Below are 14,481 nucleotides of genomic sequence, written 5' to 3' on the forward strand. Positions count from 1 at the left end.
CATCCTGGCCCACTAAGTCTCGCCACCGCGCGAATACCGTTGTCCGCATGAGTAATCCATGGGTGAGTGCCTGATCAACGTCCTGAACGGTCACGATCTCGACGCGGCGTCCTCCTGCTTCCGGGGCCGGAGCAGGTGCGCCGGAACGGGGAGATGATCTTCAGGATGCCACCGGAGATGACGGACGCCGTCGAGGTCGGCGACGAGGTGTGGGGAGCAGCACGACACCCGAGCGGCCGGTCCGGGGACCTTCGCGTGGTCGTCTACACCGCCTCGTAGCGCGGCCCCGCGAATCCGGATCCCGGTGGGGGAATTCGTCGTCAATTTGGGGGTTTGCCCGCGCGAAACGGGCGAATCTGGCATGTTGAAGTCACTTCCGTAACATCGCAAGCCTGGAGGGGACTTACATGGCCCTGCGCCGAAACCGCCTGACCGCACTGATGGGAACCGCTTCCGTGGTGGCCGTCGGGCTCACCCCGCTGTTGTTCGCCGGCTCCGCGCAGGCGGTCGTCCGCGCGCCGGAGGCGAGCGTTCTCGGCAGCCCGGCGCACCACTACCAGCTCTACTTCGACGGCGGGTCCGAGATCGCGAACCAGATCGACCTGACGCTGGAGCTGTCGGCCGACGAGTCCACGTTCACCTACACGATCGACGACGTGGTGGACATCGAGATCGGCGACTTCTGCGTCTATCCCGACAGCGCGGACCACACCAGGGTGGCCTGCGAGCTGGAGAACCTGTTCGGCGACGACCGGGTGGCCAACGACCCGAACGGCAACCTGTACCTCGGTGACGGCGACGACTCGCTCACCTTCACCAACCGCACCACGTTCGACATCACCGGCATCGGTCTGGGCGACGGCGACAACACCTACGCCACAGGCGATCCGGCGGCTCCCGACGCCTATGTCTACGCCGAGGGCGGCAAGGACACCTTCACGATCGGCACCGGCGGCTTCGTCTCCGCGGGCCTCGGCGACGACGTGATCAACCTCGTCGGTGGCGCCGCCACGGCGTACGGCAGCTTCGGCAACGACGAGATCAACGGCGGCTCGGGTGACGACCAGCTGTACGGTGACGAGGGCGACGACGTCATCTACGGCAACGACGGCGACGACTACATCGCCGGCGGCAAGGGCAACGACCAGCTGTTCGGCGGCCGGCACAACGACACCATCTACGGAAACAGTGGTGACGACGTGATTTACGGCAACAGCGGAGACGACTACATCTCCGGTGGGCCGGGCACCGACACCATCTCCGGTGGCACCGGCACGAACACCATCGTGGACTGACGGCACGACCGTTCCGCCCCGGCGGTCGCCCGGGGCGGAACGGTACTGCCGCAGTTGCGTCGTCCACCATTTGTTGTTCCCCCCGATGTTCCGTAGCGTCCTGAAGCACCATGGAGGCAACGGGAAGGGCGGGAACGGCGATGCGCCTGCACGTCGGATGCGCGATGTGGACGCACCGGTCCTGGACCGGCAGCGTCGTCCCCAAAAACACCGGATCGCAAGACAAACTGCGCTTCTACTCGAGCTGGTGCAACGCGGTCGAGGGCAACACCACGTTCTATGCCACGCCGGCCCGGGAGACGGTCGGGTCGTGGGCCGGGCAGACCCCCGGCGACTTCCGGTTCGTGGTCAAGCTGCCCCGCGCCATCACCCACGAAAAGCGTTTCCGTGGAATTGATGACGACCTCAGGAACTTCCTGCGGGTGATCGAGCCCCTCGGGCCGCGCCTGGAGTCGCTGTGGATCCAGCTGCCCGGCAGCTTCGCGCCCGGCGACGTCGCCGCCCTCGACCAGGTGCTCCGCCGGCTGCCGAGGGAGCACCGGTACTCGGTCGAGGTGCGCCATCCGCTCTTCTTCACCGATCCAACGGAACTGAATAACCTGGAAAAAGTCTGCGCCGCAACCGGAACCGAGTGGGTTCCGTTCGACACCACGGCCTTCTTCGCGGGTGGCGCGCCGACCAGTGACGCCGAGCGCGAGGCCTGGGAACGCAAGCCCCGGTTGCCGCGTCGTTCCACGGCTCTCACCGCCCGGCCGATCGTGCGGTATCTGGGTAGGGACGACGAGACGAAGACCGTCGCCGGCTGGCAGCACTGGGTGGGCGTGGTCGCGGGCTGGCTCCAGGAAGGGCGTTCACCCACCTTCTTCCTGCACACCCCCGGCAACCACGACGCGCCCGCCCTGGCCCGCCGCTTCCACGACGAGGTGCGGGCCCGGGTGCCCGCGCTGGAACCGCTGCCCGAGCCGGAGCCGGTCGAACCCGAAACCCTGTTCTGACGATCCGGCCCGGCCGGATACCCCGCTCGGGCCACCGCCGAACGAGCGATTTCACCCAGCGTGCTCAGGTGTGGTGCGTCGCGACCGATCAATGGGGACGTGAGCGAGCGACCCAGCCTGCCCCCGCAGGCCCGGCACGAGGCGGCCGAACACCTCGTCGGGGTCGGTCTCCACACCGAGGCGCAGAGCCTGCTGAGCATCGATGAGGCGGACGACGCCGAGCCCGGCATCCGGGCCGGCCTGCTGGCCGGCGACCCGCAGACCGCCGCCAAGTACCTGGGCCGGCTGATCATGTCCGGCCGGGCCCGGGACGGCGAGGTCGACCTGGTGCGCGGCTGCATCGCCCTGGTCTCCGGGCACGCCGAGGGACTGGCCAGCACCCAGCAGGTGCTGGAGCGGATGGTCCCGGTCAGCAACGACTGGGCCGCCTTCGCCGTGACCGCCGCGCCGCACGACCTGAAGGCCGCGGCCCGGGCCGCCAACCAGGTGTCCGGGCCGGTCGGGCCCGCGGTGCTGGCGGTGCAGGCGGCCGGGCGGGCCGCGCACGGCGACCCGGCCGAGGCGCACTGGCTGCTCGACGACGCCGGCTGGAGCGGTGTGGGGGAGGAACCGACCCGCCGCACCATCGACCTGCTCAAGCTGCACGGCCTGGACCACGTGGCCCAGGAGCTCGACGCCGTGCGCTGGCAGCGCCGGTCGCTCGGCGAGTCACTGACCCGCCGCATGCAGACCTGGCGCCGCCGCCGCACCGAACGCGACCTGCGCTGCCGCTGCGCCGACACGCCGGTGTACGCCGGCGAGGGCTCGCGCTACTACGTGAACTGGCACCTGGAACTGCTTGAGCGGGAGGCCGGCATACCGACCACCGGCGAGGACGACACGCCGTGGCGGATCCTGTTCTGCGCCCGCACCGGGGTGCGTTACCTGGACCGCTCGTCGATCCCGGTGACCGTGCGGATCGGCGACGGCGGCGAGGACTAGCGGGGCAGGCCCGGTGCCGCCCGGAACACCTCGCCGTCACCGGTCAGGGTGATCGGGCCGGCGGTGGCAGTGACGAACGCCGACTGGCCGCTCTCCAGTGCCACCGAGGCGCCCCCGGCGCTCACCGTGACCGCGCCCCGCGTGCACAGCACGATCTGCGGGCCGCTGATCGTGCCGTCGGTGGGCAGCGTGCTGGACGACGCCACCTCGACCCGGCTGAGCTGGAAGTCCTGAACCGGCGGGCGCCAGGCCACCTCGGTGTCGGTGAGCTGCGCGAAGCCCGCGTCGCCGGAGGCCAGCGGGTGGCTGTCGATCACGTCGAGCAACTCGGGGACGTTGATCTCCTTGCTGGTCAGACCGCAGCGCAGCACGTTGTCCGAGCCGGCCATGATCTCGACGCCGAGACCGCTGAGGTAGGCGTGCGGCACCCCGGCGTCGACGAAGACCGTCTGCCCGGGGGCCATGCGCACCAGGTCGAGCAGCAGCGGCGCCAGCACCATCGGGTCGGCCGGGTGCAGGCCGATGAGCCGGTCCAGCCAGCCGAACACCTCGGGGTAGTCGGGACTGCCCTCGGCGGTGAGCCGGCTGCTGCCCGCGGCGATCTCGGCCACCAGGGCCGCCCGGTCCTCCACCGGCCAGGTCACCAGCAGTTCGAGGCCCGCGTGCAGGCGGGCGGCCTCGGCGCCGGCGGTGGCCCCGGTCACGTTCGCCTCTTCGGCGGGAGTCTTGAGGACGTCGATGAGGCGTTCCAGACGCGGCGCCCGCAGACGGCTCAGCAGCATCGCGACCTGGGCGGGGGGCCGGAACCCGAACAGCGCCTCGATCGGCTCCAGCGCGTAGAGCATCTCCGGCTTGTGGAACGGGTCGACGTAGGTGGAGTCCGGCCCCGGCGTGTACTTCTCGCGGGCACGCTGCATGGTGGGGTGCACCTGCACCGACAGCGGCCGGGCGATGGCCAGGATCTTGAACAGGTAGGGCAGACGGGGGCCGAAGCGGGCCAGCACGTCGCGGCCCAGCACCTGCTCGCCGAACCGGTCGATGGCCTCGGGCAACGGCAGCTCACGACCGTCGGGCAGCACCAGCACGGAGGGCGCGGACGGGTGCGTGCCCATCCACAGCTCGGCCTCCGGGCCACCGCTCGGGGTGCGGCTCTGGAGCAGTGCCAGCGCCGAGGTGGAGCCCCAGTCGTAGTCGCGGATGGAGTTCCGCATCGCGGTCACCGCCGGAACCGCGGTCAGGGCATGCTCGTTCGCCGAGGGATCAGCGGTCCAGGCCGTCATACCGGTCAGCCTACCTGGACGGATGCCCGGTTCTGCGCCGGACGACCACCGTCCGGGTGCCTGACAGCTGTAGCGATATCGGCCTGTGACCTGCCGGGATCGCGACCGGGCCGGTGTGGGCCCGGTGCCGCGCGCGCAGTGGGCTCAGACCTCCGGCTCGGCATCGGCCGCCAGCGTCAGCAGGTCGTCGGCGATCCGGCCGGGCTCGGTCGCGAGCACCCGGGTGCCGTCGCCGTAGTACCAGCTCACCCGGGCCCTGGGCAGGCCGGTCAGGGCCTCGGCGATACCGGTGCGGGTGGCGGTGCCGCCGCCGTCCGGGTCGCTCACCCCGTCCGGCGGGACCACCGGGCAGAGCACCACCGGCACGCTGATCAGCGGGTACCAGGCCCGCGGCTCGCCGAGGAAGACGGAGCGGGCGATGGAACGGCGCCGGGCCAGGAGCGGGTCGTCGTCCTCGGTCGGTGTGGCACCGGCCCCCGGCTCGCGGGCGGCCCAGAACCGCTCGAAGGACGGGTAGCGCCAGGCCGGCCGGGTCCAGCCGCCGTCGACGCAGCAGACACCGCCGAGCCCGTCCCGCCGGGCGGCCAGCGAGAGCGCGACGTTGGCGCCCCAGCCGTGGCCGACGACGATCGGCGACCGGCCACCGGTGTAGCCCAGTTGGTCGAGCAGCGTGGCCAGGTCGTCGGCGCAGGTGTCGGTGTCGTAACCGTGCGCCGCCGGGTCGGGGGTCTCCGACCGGCCGTGCCCGCGCAGATCCACGGCGGCGATCTCGTGCCCGGCCGCGACCAGCCGCTCGGCCACCTGCGCCCACACCGAGGAGTCCGACGACTCGCCGTGCACCAGGAGGAACGGGCGTAACGGTGCTTCGATGCGGGCCACCGCCAGCGCGGGCCCGTCGATCAGCTGCACCGTCTGCACCTCGCCCTGCTCGACCGGCATGTCGCCCCCTGCTGTTGAGGTCGTGTCGTGAGTCGCCTGTGATCGGCTGATGACTGTCTGACCGTAGATGATGACGCCCCGGTGCGCCCGGCGGTGCAACGCCCGGCGCTGGACGGGTGGCCAGGAGGTGCCAGAATGAGGGCCATGCCTGAAACTGGTCCCGCGCGGCCCCGGCTGCTGTCCGGAATGCAGCCCACGTCCGATTCCCTGCACCTGGGCAACTACATCGGCGCGCTGGCCAACTGGGTCGAGCTCCAGGAGCAGTACGAGGCGTATTTCTTCATCGCCGACCTGCACACGATCACGATGGGCCACGACCCCAAGGCCCTGCGCTCGCGTTCGCACCGCTACATCGCGCAGTACCTGGCCGCCGGCATCGACCCGGCGAAGTCCGTGCTGTTCGCCCAGAGCCACGTGCCCGAGCACCCGCGCCTGTCCTGGGTTCTGGAGTGCCTGACCGGGTTCGGCGAGGCCGGCCGGATGACCCAGTTCAAAGACAAGTCGCACAAAGACGGCACCGAGGGTGCCACCGTCGGGCTCTTCACCTACCCGATCCTCCAGGCCGCCGACATCCTGCTGTACCGGCCCGCGGTGGTCCCGGTCGGTGAGGACCAGCGCCAGCACCTGGAACTCACCCGCGACCTGGCCCAGCGGTTCAACAAGCGGTTCGGCAAGACCTTCCGGGTGCCCGAGCCGCACATCGTCAAGGCCACGGCCAAGATCGTCGACCTCCAGAACCCGGACAAGAAGATGAGCGGCAGCATCGGCGGCCCCGGCTGCCTGTGGCTGCTCGACGACCCGAAGGTGTCGGCCAAGAAGATCCGCTCCGCGGTCACCGACACCGGTCGCGACATCGTGTTCGACCCGGAGAACAAGCCCGGCGTGTCCAACCTGCTCACCATCCTCTCGGTGCTCGGCACGACGCCGATCGCCGACCTGGAGGTGAAGTTCCAGGGGGCGGGCTACGGCGACCTGAAGAAGGAGGTCGCGGCCGTGTACGAGGAGTTCGCCGCCCCGATCGCCGAGAAGGCCAACGCGCTGATCGCCGACCCGGGCACGCTCGACGACATCCTCGCCGACGGGGCCGCGAGAGCTCAGCAGACGACCGCACGGGTGCTCGCCGAGGTCTACGACCGGGTCGGGTTCCTGCCTCCCCGGAGGTGATCGGGATGTCGCAGCCGGGGGGCGGGGCACCACCGCCGACGATGAGCATGCCGGTGGTGCCGAGGCCGGACGACGACCTCGTCACCATCGGCGTGGTCATCGACATTCCGCAGCCGCACAGCGATTTCCTGCGGCAGTGCCGGGCCGACTTCGGTGACCCGCTGGCCGCGGTGATCCCGCCGCACATCACGCTGCTGCCGCCCACCCTGGTGCCGCAGGCCGACGACCAGGCGATCGAGGACCACCTGCGCGCGGTCGCCGCGGTCACCGCCCCGTTCAGCATCACCCTGGCCGGCACCGGTTCGTTCCGTCCGGTCACACCCGTCGTGTTCGTGAAGCTGGAAGACGGCGCCGAGCACTGTGCCGACCTCCAGCGCCTGCTGCGCACCGGCCCGCTGAAACGCACGCTGCCGTTCGACTACCACCCGCACATCACCGTGGCGCACCACCTGGACGACACGGCGATGGACCGGGCCGAGGCGGCGCTCGCCGACTACCGCAGCACCGTCGGCCTGACCGGCCTGAACTTCTACGAGCACGGCCGTGACGGGGTGTGGCAGTTGCGTCGTCGATTCGCGTTCCGGGCCGACCTGACGAGCGACTAGACCGGGCAGAAGGGCCGTCCGGCCGACTCGTTACCCGGCAACTTGGTGCCCCGGCCGCGCGCAACGACCGGTTTGCTGGAAACTAAGCCGCGTGAGCGAGACGAGCACCCCGCCGAAGACGCCGACCAGCCTGCTCGACCGGGCCAAGAACTCGGTGCCCTGGCGCGCCTGGCAGCGCTACGGCAAGGCCCGCGGCGGCGTGCTGGCGGGCGGCATGGCGTATGCGGCGTTCTTCTCGATCTTTCCCGCGCTGGCCGTCGGCTTCACCGTGTTCGGCATGGTCGTGGGCGACGACACGAGCATGCAGAACAGCGTGATCGACGCGGTGAACGACGGCGTGGGCACCACCGTGATCAGCCCGGTCGGCGGCAGTGGCGGCATCGTCTCGATGGACACCCTGACCGGCTCCAGCGAGCTCACCATCGCCGGCATCATCGGTCTGGTCGGGTTCCTGTTCACCGGCCTGGGCTGGCTCGACGCGATGCGCGAGGGCATGCGCGCGATGTTCGGGCAGCCCACTCTGGAGGGCAATTTCGTCTTCACCAAGGGCCGCGACCTCGGGGTGCTGGTCAGCATCGGCCTGCTGATGCTGGTGTCGGCGGTGGCCGGCATCTTCGTCAGCGCCTCCACCGGCGTGCTACTCGGCTGGATCGGTATCGACGAGGGCTCGACGATCGGCCGGGTGGTGCTGGGCTGCGCCGGCACATTGCTGGTGCTCGGCGTCGACATCCTGATCTTCATGCTGCTGTTCCGGCTGCTGTCCGGGGTGCTGTTGCCCAGCCACGACCTGTGGGACGCCGCTCTGTTCGGCGGGATCGGCCTGGGCATCCTGAAGCTGCTGTCCGGGGTGCTGCTGAACGGGGCCTCGGAGAACAAGTTCCTGGCCACCGCGGGAGTGGCGCTGATCCTGCTGGTCTGGCTCAACCTGGTGTGCCGGCTGACGCTGGTGGCGGCCGCCTGGGGAGCCACCGTGGCGGTCGATCGCGGTCACCTGGCCGACGTCGCGGCGCTGCCCGAGTCCACCATCACCGTGCGCACCAGCCTGGCCGGCCTGGCCTCGGCGAGCCGCCCCGCCGCCTCGGCCAACCCGGCCGCGGCCGGTGTGCGCACCGCCGTCCCGGTGCCCCCGGCGCCGTACAGCCCGGTGGTCAGCCCCCGCGCCGCGGACCGGGTGTCGATCGCGGCCGGTGCGGTGCTCGGGGCCGCGGGTCTGCTGGCGGCCCGCACGGCGGCGGGAGCGGTCCGGTCGGTGGGCAGCGTGTTCCGGCGTGACGACGACTGAGCCCGCTGAACCGGGTCTTGCGTCGTCCCTGATTCGATCAGTGACGACGCCGTGAACCCCGGGAGCGGGAACGGCGGGTGCTCGCCAGGAGCGGGCGCAGCCCGAACACCATGAGCAGGAACAGCACCGCGGCGATGGCGGCCAGCGGCCAGAACCGGGTGACGGACCGGGTGTCGGACGACCGGGTGCCGGTGAGTGCGGCCTTGAGGTCGTCACCGTCGCCGCTGTCGTCGTCGCCGGCCAGCCGCTCGGCCTCGGTGGACTCCGGCGAGCTGGTGGCGGTGGGGGCCACTCCCGCCACCACGCCGTCGGAGGCGGGGACGTCCGGGCCGGTCATCGCGGTCAGCTCACCGGGTTTGACCAGGGTGCCCACCGGGTTGGCCTTCTGGCCGTTCTTGAACGCCCACTCCAGCATGTCGCCGACGGGGGTGAACACGGTGCCGTCGGTGCGCATCACCACGGCGATGTAGCTGTGGCCCTGGTAGGTGGCGCTGGCGACGTTCGAGCCCAGGGCGCTGGTGGTGTAACCGTTCTTGATGCCGGTGATGCCGGGCAGGTAGCCGAGCAGCCGGTTGTGGTTCTGCGTCTGGTAATGCTTGCGCTTGGCACCCATCGACGTTCCCTGGTCGGGGAACGAGTAGGACTGCGTGGTCATGATTTTCGCGAGCTGCTTATTCTCCAGCGCCTGCGAGCCGGCCAGCGCCAGGTCGTAGGCGCTGCTCACCTGGCCCTTCGCGTCGAGGCCGCTGGTGTTCTCGACGACCGTGTCGAAAGCGCCGATCTCCAGGGCCTTCTGGCGCATCATCTCGGTGGCCTGGCTCTGCCCGCCGACCAGGTTGCCCAGGGCGTTGGCACAGTCGTTGCCGCTGCTCATCAGCAGCCCGTGCAGCAGGTCGTCCACCGTGTACCTCGAGCCCGCGACGATGCCCACCCGGGTGCCGTCGATGTTCTCGTCCTCGGTGGTGCCGGTGTAGACCTGGTCGGTGTCCAGCTCGGGCGCCAGGGCCAGCGAGGTGAAGATCTTCAGCGTGGAGGCCGGGGCCAGCGGCACGTGCACGTTCTTGGCGGCCAGGATCTCGCGGGTGTCCAGATCGGCGATCAGCCAGGACGCGGACTTCGGCGCGGGGGGCTGTTCCACCCCGGCCGGCAGGTCGGTGAGTGTCTTGGTGCCGATCAGGTCTTCGCCACCGACCCACGACTCGGCCTCGGGCAGCACGAACTTCTTCTTGCCGTCGGTGGACGACTTGCTGTCGGTGGACGACGGTGAGGGCGCTGCCAGCGCGGCACCTGGCGCGACCACCGTGCCCAGGGTCAGACCGGAGGCGACGGCGGTGGCGGCGATCAGCCGGAGCGCGTGGCGGGAACGGTAGGAACTGGACATCGGGGCTGAGCGTACCCGGCGTTCGCGGTTGACCCGCAAGAAACAGGCGACGCCCGCGTCACGCACCGGTACCCGGTGCCGTGGGCCCGCGTGGGTGTCTCAGGACGCGACGGCCGCGCGGGTGCCGAGCACGGCCCGGTAGTGCCCGATCAGCTCGTCGCCCAGCAGTTCCCAGGTGTTGCGCTGCACGCCGATCCGGCCGGCCGCGCCCATCCAGCGGCGCTGTTCCGGGTCGCTCGCCAGGGCGGCCACGTTCATCCGCAGGCCGGAGTCGTCCTCCGCGCCGTAGAGCATGCCGTTGACGCCGGGGGTGACCAGGTCGAGCGGGCCGCCGGCCGCCGGGGCGACCACCGGGACGCCGCTCGCCATCGCCTCCTGGAGGGTCTGGCCGAAGGTCTCCGCGGTGCCGGTGTGCACGAACACGTCGAGTGCGGCGAAGGTGTCGGCCAGGTCGTCGCCGTCCTGCCAGCCGAGGAACGTGGCCCCGGGCAGGGCGCGTTCCAGGGCCCTGCGGTGCGGGCCGTCGCCGGTGACCACCAGCCGCACGCCTGGCATCCCGTTCAGCGCGGCCAGGCGCTGCACCCGCTTCTCCGTGGCCAGCCGGCCGACATAGCCGACCAGCACCTCGCCGTCCGGCGCCAGCCGCTGCCGCAGCGCCTGCACCGCTTCCGTCTCCCGGCGGTCCGGGTGGAAGCGGTCGCTGTCCACCCCGCGCTGCCACAGGGACAGGCGCGGCACCGCGTGGTCACGCAGCTCGTCCATCGCCGCGCTGGAGGGGGCCAGCGTGAGGTCGGCCTGGGTGTGGATGTGCCGCACCCAGCGCCAGGCGGTGCCGGCCAGCATGCCCATCCGGTGACGCGACGCGAAAGCCGGTACGTCGGTCTGGAAAACGGCCACCGTGGGGATGCCCAGCTGCCCGGCCGCGGTCACTCCGACGGCACCCAGGACGAACGGGGAGGCAAGGTGGACGATGTCCGGCCGGAAGCCGGCGAGCGTGCGCAGCACCTTGGAGCTGGGCATGCCGACCGGGAACTGGCGGTAGCTGAACGACGGCACGGTGATCACCTCGAACCCGGCGAAGCTCCGGGGAGCCGGGCCGGGACAGATGACCACGGCCTCGTGGCCCTGGGCGGCCAGGTGCTCCAGCACCCGGCAGACGCTGTTCGTGACGCCGTTGCCCGTGGGCAGGAACGATTCGGCGACGATCGCGACCCGGAGCCGGCCCGGTGCGGAACCGGCGACCGGCCGGGAGACGACCGGGACGGCCCGGTCCGCACGCAACAGGTCCAGCTCGGCACGGGACCCCACCACAGACGCTCGCTGCATGGGAGAAAGCCTCGGCCGGGTGGGTGAGCGACAGGGAAGCGGCGATGGTGGACCGGGTGAACAACTACCGACCGGTGCTGTCCGGCGCGTCGGTGAAATCCGTGGTCAGGACGCTGTGGGTCCGGGGCAAGATCCCGCCGGTAACCAGCTGGTGACGGCCGAGGGTGAAGTCGGGCTCATCGGGTGTTATTCCCCGGAGATCGCCACGCGGACCTCGGCCGGGGCCCTACGGTGTTGCGGGTGACTGACCAAGCGAGTGAATCGTCTGCCGCCCTGCCCGGCTTCTGGGCCATCGTGCCCGCTGGTGGGGCCGGCACCCGGTTATGGCCGCTCTCCCGCCAGGCCCGTCCCAAGTTCCTGCTCGACCTCACCGGCTCCGGCCGCACCCTGCTCCAGCAGACCTGGGACCGGCTGCTGCCGCTGGCCGGCCCGGGCGGGATCACCGTGGTCACCGGTACCGCGCACGCCGAGGCCGTCACCGAGCAGCTGCCCGGCCTGACCGGCGCCAACCTGCTGACCGAGCCCACCCCCCGGGACTCCGCCGCGGCGATCTGCCTGGCCGCCGCCGTGATCGCGCGCCGCGACCCGGACGCGGTGATCGGCTCGTTCGCGGCCGACCACGTGATCCGCAACGCCTCCGGCTTCGAGAAGGCGGTGGCCGAGGCCGTCGCCACCGCGCGGCTGGGCGAGATCGTCACCCTGGGCATCACGCCCGACCACGCGTCCACCGCGTTCGGCTACATCCGGGTGGGCGAGTCACTCGGCCTCGACGACGCACCCTCGGCCTGCCGGGTGGAGCGGTTCGTGGAGAAGCCCGACGCCGAGACCGCGCGCACCTACTTCGACGAGGGTGTGTACCGCTGGAACGCGGGCATGTTCGTGGCCCGCGCCGACGTTCTGCTGGCCGAGCTGGAGCGCAACCGCCCCGAGCTGTACGCCGGGGTGCTGCGGATCGCCGAGGCCTGGGACACCGACGGGCGCGACGCCGCGGTGGACGAGTTCTGGCCGCAGCTGGAGAAGGTGGCCATCGACTACGCGATCGCCGAGCCCGCCGCCGAGGCCGGCCGGGTCGCCGTGGTGCCCGCCGACCTGGGCTGGGACGACATCGGTGACTGGGCCTCGCTGGCTGCCCTGCTGCCGGGCGACGCGGCGCTGAAGGTCGTGGGCGACGCCGCCCAGGTGCTCGACGTGGACTCCTCCGGCATCGCGGTGCCGGCCGGCGAGCGGCTGGTGGCGGTGCTCGGGCTGAAGGACGTCGTGGTGATCGACACCCCCTCCGCCGTGCTGGTGACCACCCGGGAATGGGCGCAGGACGTGAAGAAGGTGGTCGAGACGCTGACCCAGCTCGGGCGGCACGACCTGAGGTAGCCCGAATCGTCCCGCCGTGAGTCAATGCTGGAAACAGCGCTGACAACGGGGAGTCGCATTGTCGCCACGGTCCGGCACCAGGGCACGCAACGACCCCGCGCAGTACGACGACCTGACCGGCGAGTGGTGGCTTCCGCACGGCAGATTCGCGGCGCTGCACTGGCTGGCCAGGGCACGGGCGGAGCTGATCCCGCGGCCGCCCGCCCCCGGCGCCCCGCTGCTCGACATCGCCTGCGGCGCCGGTCTGCTCCAGCCGTACCTGACCGGGCGGCTGGCCGGGTGGGCACACACCGGCGTGGACCTCTCGCTGCTGTCGCTGCGCCAGGCCCGGGTGCACGGGGTGCGGGTGCTGGCCGCGGACGCCGCCCGGCTGCCGTTCGCCGACGCCTCGTTCGGCTGCGTGGTCGCCGGTGAGGTGCTGGAGCACCTGCCCGACCTGCCGGCGGCGGTCGCCGAGATCTGCCGGGTGCTGAAACCCGGCGGCACGCTGGTGGTCGACACCCTGAACGACACCCGGTTCTGCCGCGTCGCCCTGGTCCGGATCGCCGAGCACCTGCCCGGCGGACCGCCGCCCGGCATCCACGACCCGGCCCTGCTGGTGTCGCCGCACCGCCTCGCCGCACTGCTGGCCGGGCACGGCGTGCGGCTCGGCCGGCCGGTCGGCCTGCGCCCGGCGGTCGGGCAGTACCTGGCCTGGCTGGCCCGGCGGCGCGACCACGTGACCATGCTGCCGATGTCGTCGGTCGCCGGGGTGTACCGGGCCACGGCGATCAAGGACGCCGCGTGAGCGGGTTGCGGGGGCACCGCGCGGTGATCACCGGGCAGGGTCACGCGGTGCCGGAACCGGTTCCGCAGGAAGACATCTGGCGCGAGGTGTTCGCGCCCCGGCTGAACCACGACCGGATCGCCGGGCACATCTTCCGCAGCGCCGGGATCACCACCCGGCACGCCGGCGTCGACCCGCGGCACACCGACGTCAGCGGCTGGAGCACCGGCGACCGGATGCGCCGGTACGTCACCGAGGCGCGGGGTCTGGGCGGCGAGGCGGTGACGGCGGCGCTGGCGCAGGCCGGTCTCTCGTCGTCCGAAATTGGTTTCTTCGTGGTGGTTTCGTGCACCGGCTACGCAACGCCCGGGCTGGACATCATGATCGCCGACCAGCTCGGCATGCCCCTCGACGTGCGCCGGCTGCTGGTCGGCCACATGGGTTGCTACGCCGCGATTCCCGGGTTGCAGGCCGCCGCCGACTTCGTGCGGGCCCAGGGCCTGCCCGCGGTGCTGCTCTGCGTCGAGCTGCCCAGCCTGCACCTCCAGCGCTCCGACGACCCGGCGGACCTCCAGACCGTGGTGTCGCACGCCCTGTTCGCCGACGCCGCGGCCGCGCTGGTGATCGAGCCCGACGCCGGTGCGGGGCTGGAGCTGCTGCGCACCACCGCTGCCACCGTCCCCGGCACCGAGGCCCTGATGACCTGGGACGTCACCGCCCACGGCTTCCGCATGGGGCTCTCCCCGAAGGTGCCCGACGTGCTCGCCGGGCAGGTCGCCGAGGCGACCGCCGAGCTGTTGACGCCCTTCGGGCACCGGGCCGGCGACGTGGCCGGCTGGGCGGTGCACCCGGGCGGGCGGCGGATCGTGGACGTCGTCCAGGAGCGGCTGCACCTGCCCGCCGAGCTGGCCGCACCGAGCCGCGAGGTGCTGGACCGGTACGGCAACTGCTCCTCGCCGACGGTGCTGCTGGTGCTGGAGTCGATCCGGCGCGGGCGGCGGCTGGAGTCCGGGGATCCCGTGGTGCTCATGGCTTTCGGGCCCGGACTGACACTGTGCAGCGCTCTTCTGAGAACGGTGTGTTAATTCCCGGACGTACT

At 71.5% G+C, this 14,481-nt stretch carries 14 protein-coding genes; 10 read left to right on the forward strand and 4 right to left on the reverse strand.

Features of this window, described 5'->3' with window-relative positions; genetic code table 11:
* Positions 1 to 407 precede the first annotated feature (407 nt).
* From KIH74_RS03415 to KIH74_RS03425, 3 genes are all read left to right on the forward strand, one after another.
* A complete protein-coding gene (locus KIH74_RS03415) occupies positions 408 to 1,295 on the forward strand; it encodes a calcium-binding protein (protein ID WP_214154219.1) in 888 nt (295 codons plus the stop codon).
* Between the two features lie 140 nt (positions 1,296 to 1,435).
* Positions 1,436 to 2,290, forward strand: a complete 855-nt coding sequence (locus KIH74_RS03420; protein ID WP_214154220.1) for a DUF72 domain-containing protein — start codon at positions 1,436 to 1,438, stop codon at positions 2,288 to 2,290.
* Between the two features lie 99 nt (positions 2,291 to 2,389).
* Positions 2,390 to 3,271, forward strand: a complete 882-nt coding sequence (locus KIH74_RS03425; RefSeq protein ID WP_214154221.1) for a hypothetical protein — start codon at positions 2,390 to 2,392, stop codon at positions 3,269 to 3,271.
* Here the strand turns inward: KIH74_RS03425 and manA are convergent.
* Together manA and KIH74_RS03435 are read right to left on the reverse strand one after the other, a co-directional pair.
* Entirely contained in the window at positions 3,268 to 4,551 is a 1,284-nt protein-coding gene (gene manA / locus KIH74_RS03430) for a mannose-6-phosphate isomerase, class I (RefSeq protein WP_214154222.1), read from the reverse strand. The genes KIH74_RS03425 and manA overlap by 4 nt on opposite strands.
* Before the next feature lie 144 nt (positions 4,552 to 4,695).
* The gene (locus KIH74_RS03435) at positions 4,696 to 5,490 is read right to left on the reverse strand and encodes an alpha/beta fold hydrolase (protein ID WP_214154223.1); all 795 of its coding nucleotides are present in this window, start codon (positions 5,488 to 5,490) and stop codon (positions 4,696 to 4,698) included.
* Positions 5,491 to 5,625: 135 nt separating this feature from the next.
* Between KIH74_RS03435 and trpS the strand changes: the two genes are divergently transcribed.
* The 3 genes from trpS (at position 5,626) to KIH74_RS03450 (ending at position 8,541) form a co-directional block, all read left to right on the forward strand.
* Positions 5,626 to 6,654: a tryptophan--tRNA ligase gene (gene trpS, locus KIH74_RS03440; RefSeq protein WP_372491974.1), complete on the forward strand. Its 1,029-nt coding sequence runs from the start codon at positions 5,626 to 5,628 to the stop codon at positions 6,652 to 6,654.
* Positions 6,655 to 6,659: 5 nt separating this feature from the next.
* Positions 6,660 to 7,259, forward strand: coding sequence for a 2'-5' RNA ligase family protein (locus KIH74_RS03445; protein WP_246570915.1), 600 nt, complete (start codon positions 6,660 to 6,662; stop codon positions 7,257 to 7,259).
* A 91-nt stretch (positions 7,260 to 7,350) separates the two neighbouring features.
* Positions 7,351 to 8,541: a YihY/virulence factor BrkB family protein gene (locus KIH74_RS03450; protein WP_214154225.1), complete on the forward strand. Its 1,191-nt coding sequence runs from the start codon at positions 7,351 to 7,353 to the stop codon at positions 8,539 to 8,541.
* A gap of 37 nt (positions 8,542 to 8,578) precedes the next feature.
* Here KIH74_RS03450 and KIH74_RS03455 read toward each other — a convergent pair whose 3' ends face one another.
* Positions 8,579 to 9,922: a D-alanyl-D-alanine carboxypeptidase family protein gene (locus tag KIH74_RS03455; protein ID WP_214154226.1), complete on the reverse strand. Its 1,344-nt coding sequence runs from the start codon at positions 9,920 to 9,922 to the stop codon at positions 8,579 to 8,581.
* A 99-nt stretch (positions 9,923 to 10,021) separates the two neighbouring features.
* Positions 10,022 to 11,248: a glycosyltransferase family 4 protein gene (locus tag KIH74_RS03460; protein ID WP_214154227.1), complete on the reverse strand. Its 1,227-nt coding sequence runs from the start codon at positions 11,246 to 11,248 to the stop codon at positions 10,022 to 10,024.
* Between the two features lie 23 nt (positions 11,249 to 11,271).
* On the opposite strand from KIH74_RS03460, the gene KIH74_RS37450 reads away from it, so the two are divergent.
* The 4 genes from KIH74_RS37450 (at position 11,272) to KIH74_RS03475 (ending at position 14,467) form a co-directional block, all read left to right on the forward strand.
* Positions 11,272 to 11,403, forward strand: coding sequence for a hypothetical protein (locus KIH74_RS37450; protein WP_281417589.1), 132 nt, complete (start codon positions 11,272 to 11,274; stop codon positions 11,401 to 11,403).
* An 85-nt stretch (positions 11,404 to 11,488) separates the two neighbouring features.
* The gene (locus KIH74_RS03465; protein WP_308113553.1) at positions 11,489 to 12,616 is read left to right on the forward strand and encodes a mannose-1-phosphate guanylyltransferase; all 1,128 of its coding nucleotides are present in this window, start codon (positions 11,489 to 11,491) and stop codon (positions 12,614 to 12,616) included.
* A 58-nt stretch (positions 12,617 to 12,674) separates the two neighbouring features.
* A complete protein-coding gene (locus KIH74_RS03470) occupies positions 12,675 to 13,403 on the forward strand; it encodes a methyltransferase domain-containing protein (RefSeq protein WP_214154229.1) in 729 nt (242 codons plus the stop codon).
* Positions 13,400 to 14,467 carry a type III polyketide synthase gene (locus tag KIH74_RS03475; RefSeq protein ID WP_214154230.1) on the forward strand — a complete coding sequence of 356 codons (1,068 nt, stop codon included), beginning with the start codon at positions 13,400 to 13,402 and terminating at the stop codon, positions 14,465 to 14,467. Before KIH74_RS03470 ends, KIH74_RS03475 begins: the two co-directional genes overlap by 4 nt.
* The last annotated feature ends 14 nt before the right edge of the window (positions 14,468 to 14,481 follow it).

The organism is Kineosporia corallincola (assembly GCF_018499875.1).
Lineage (GTDB): Bacteria > Actinomycetota > Actinomycetes > Actinomycetales > Kineosporiaceae > Kineosporia > Kineosporia corallincola.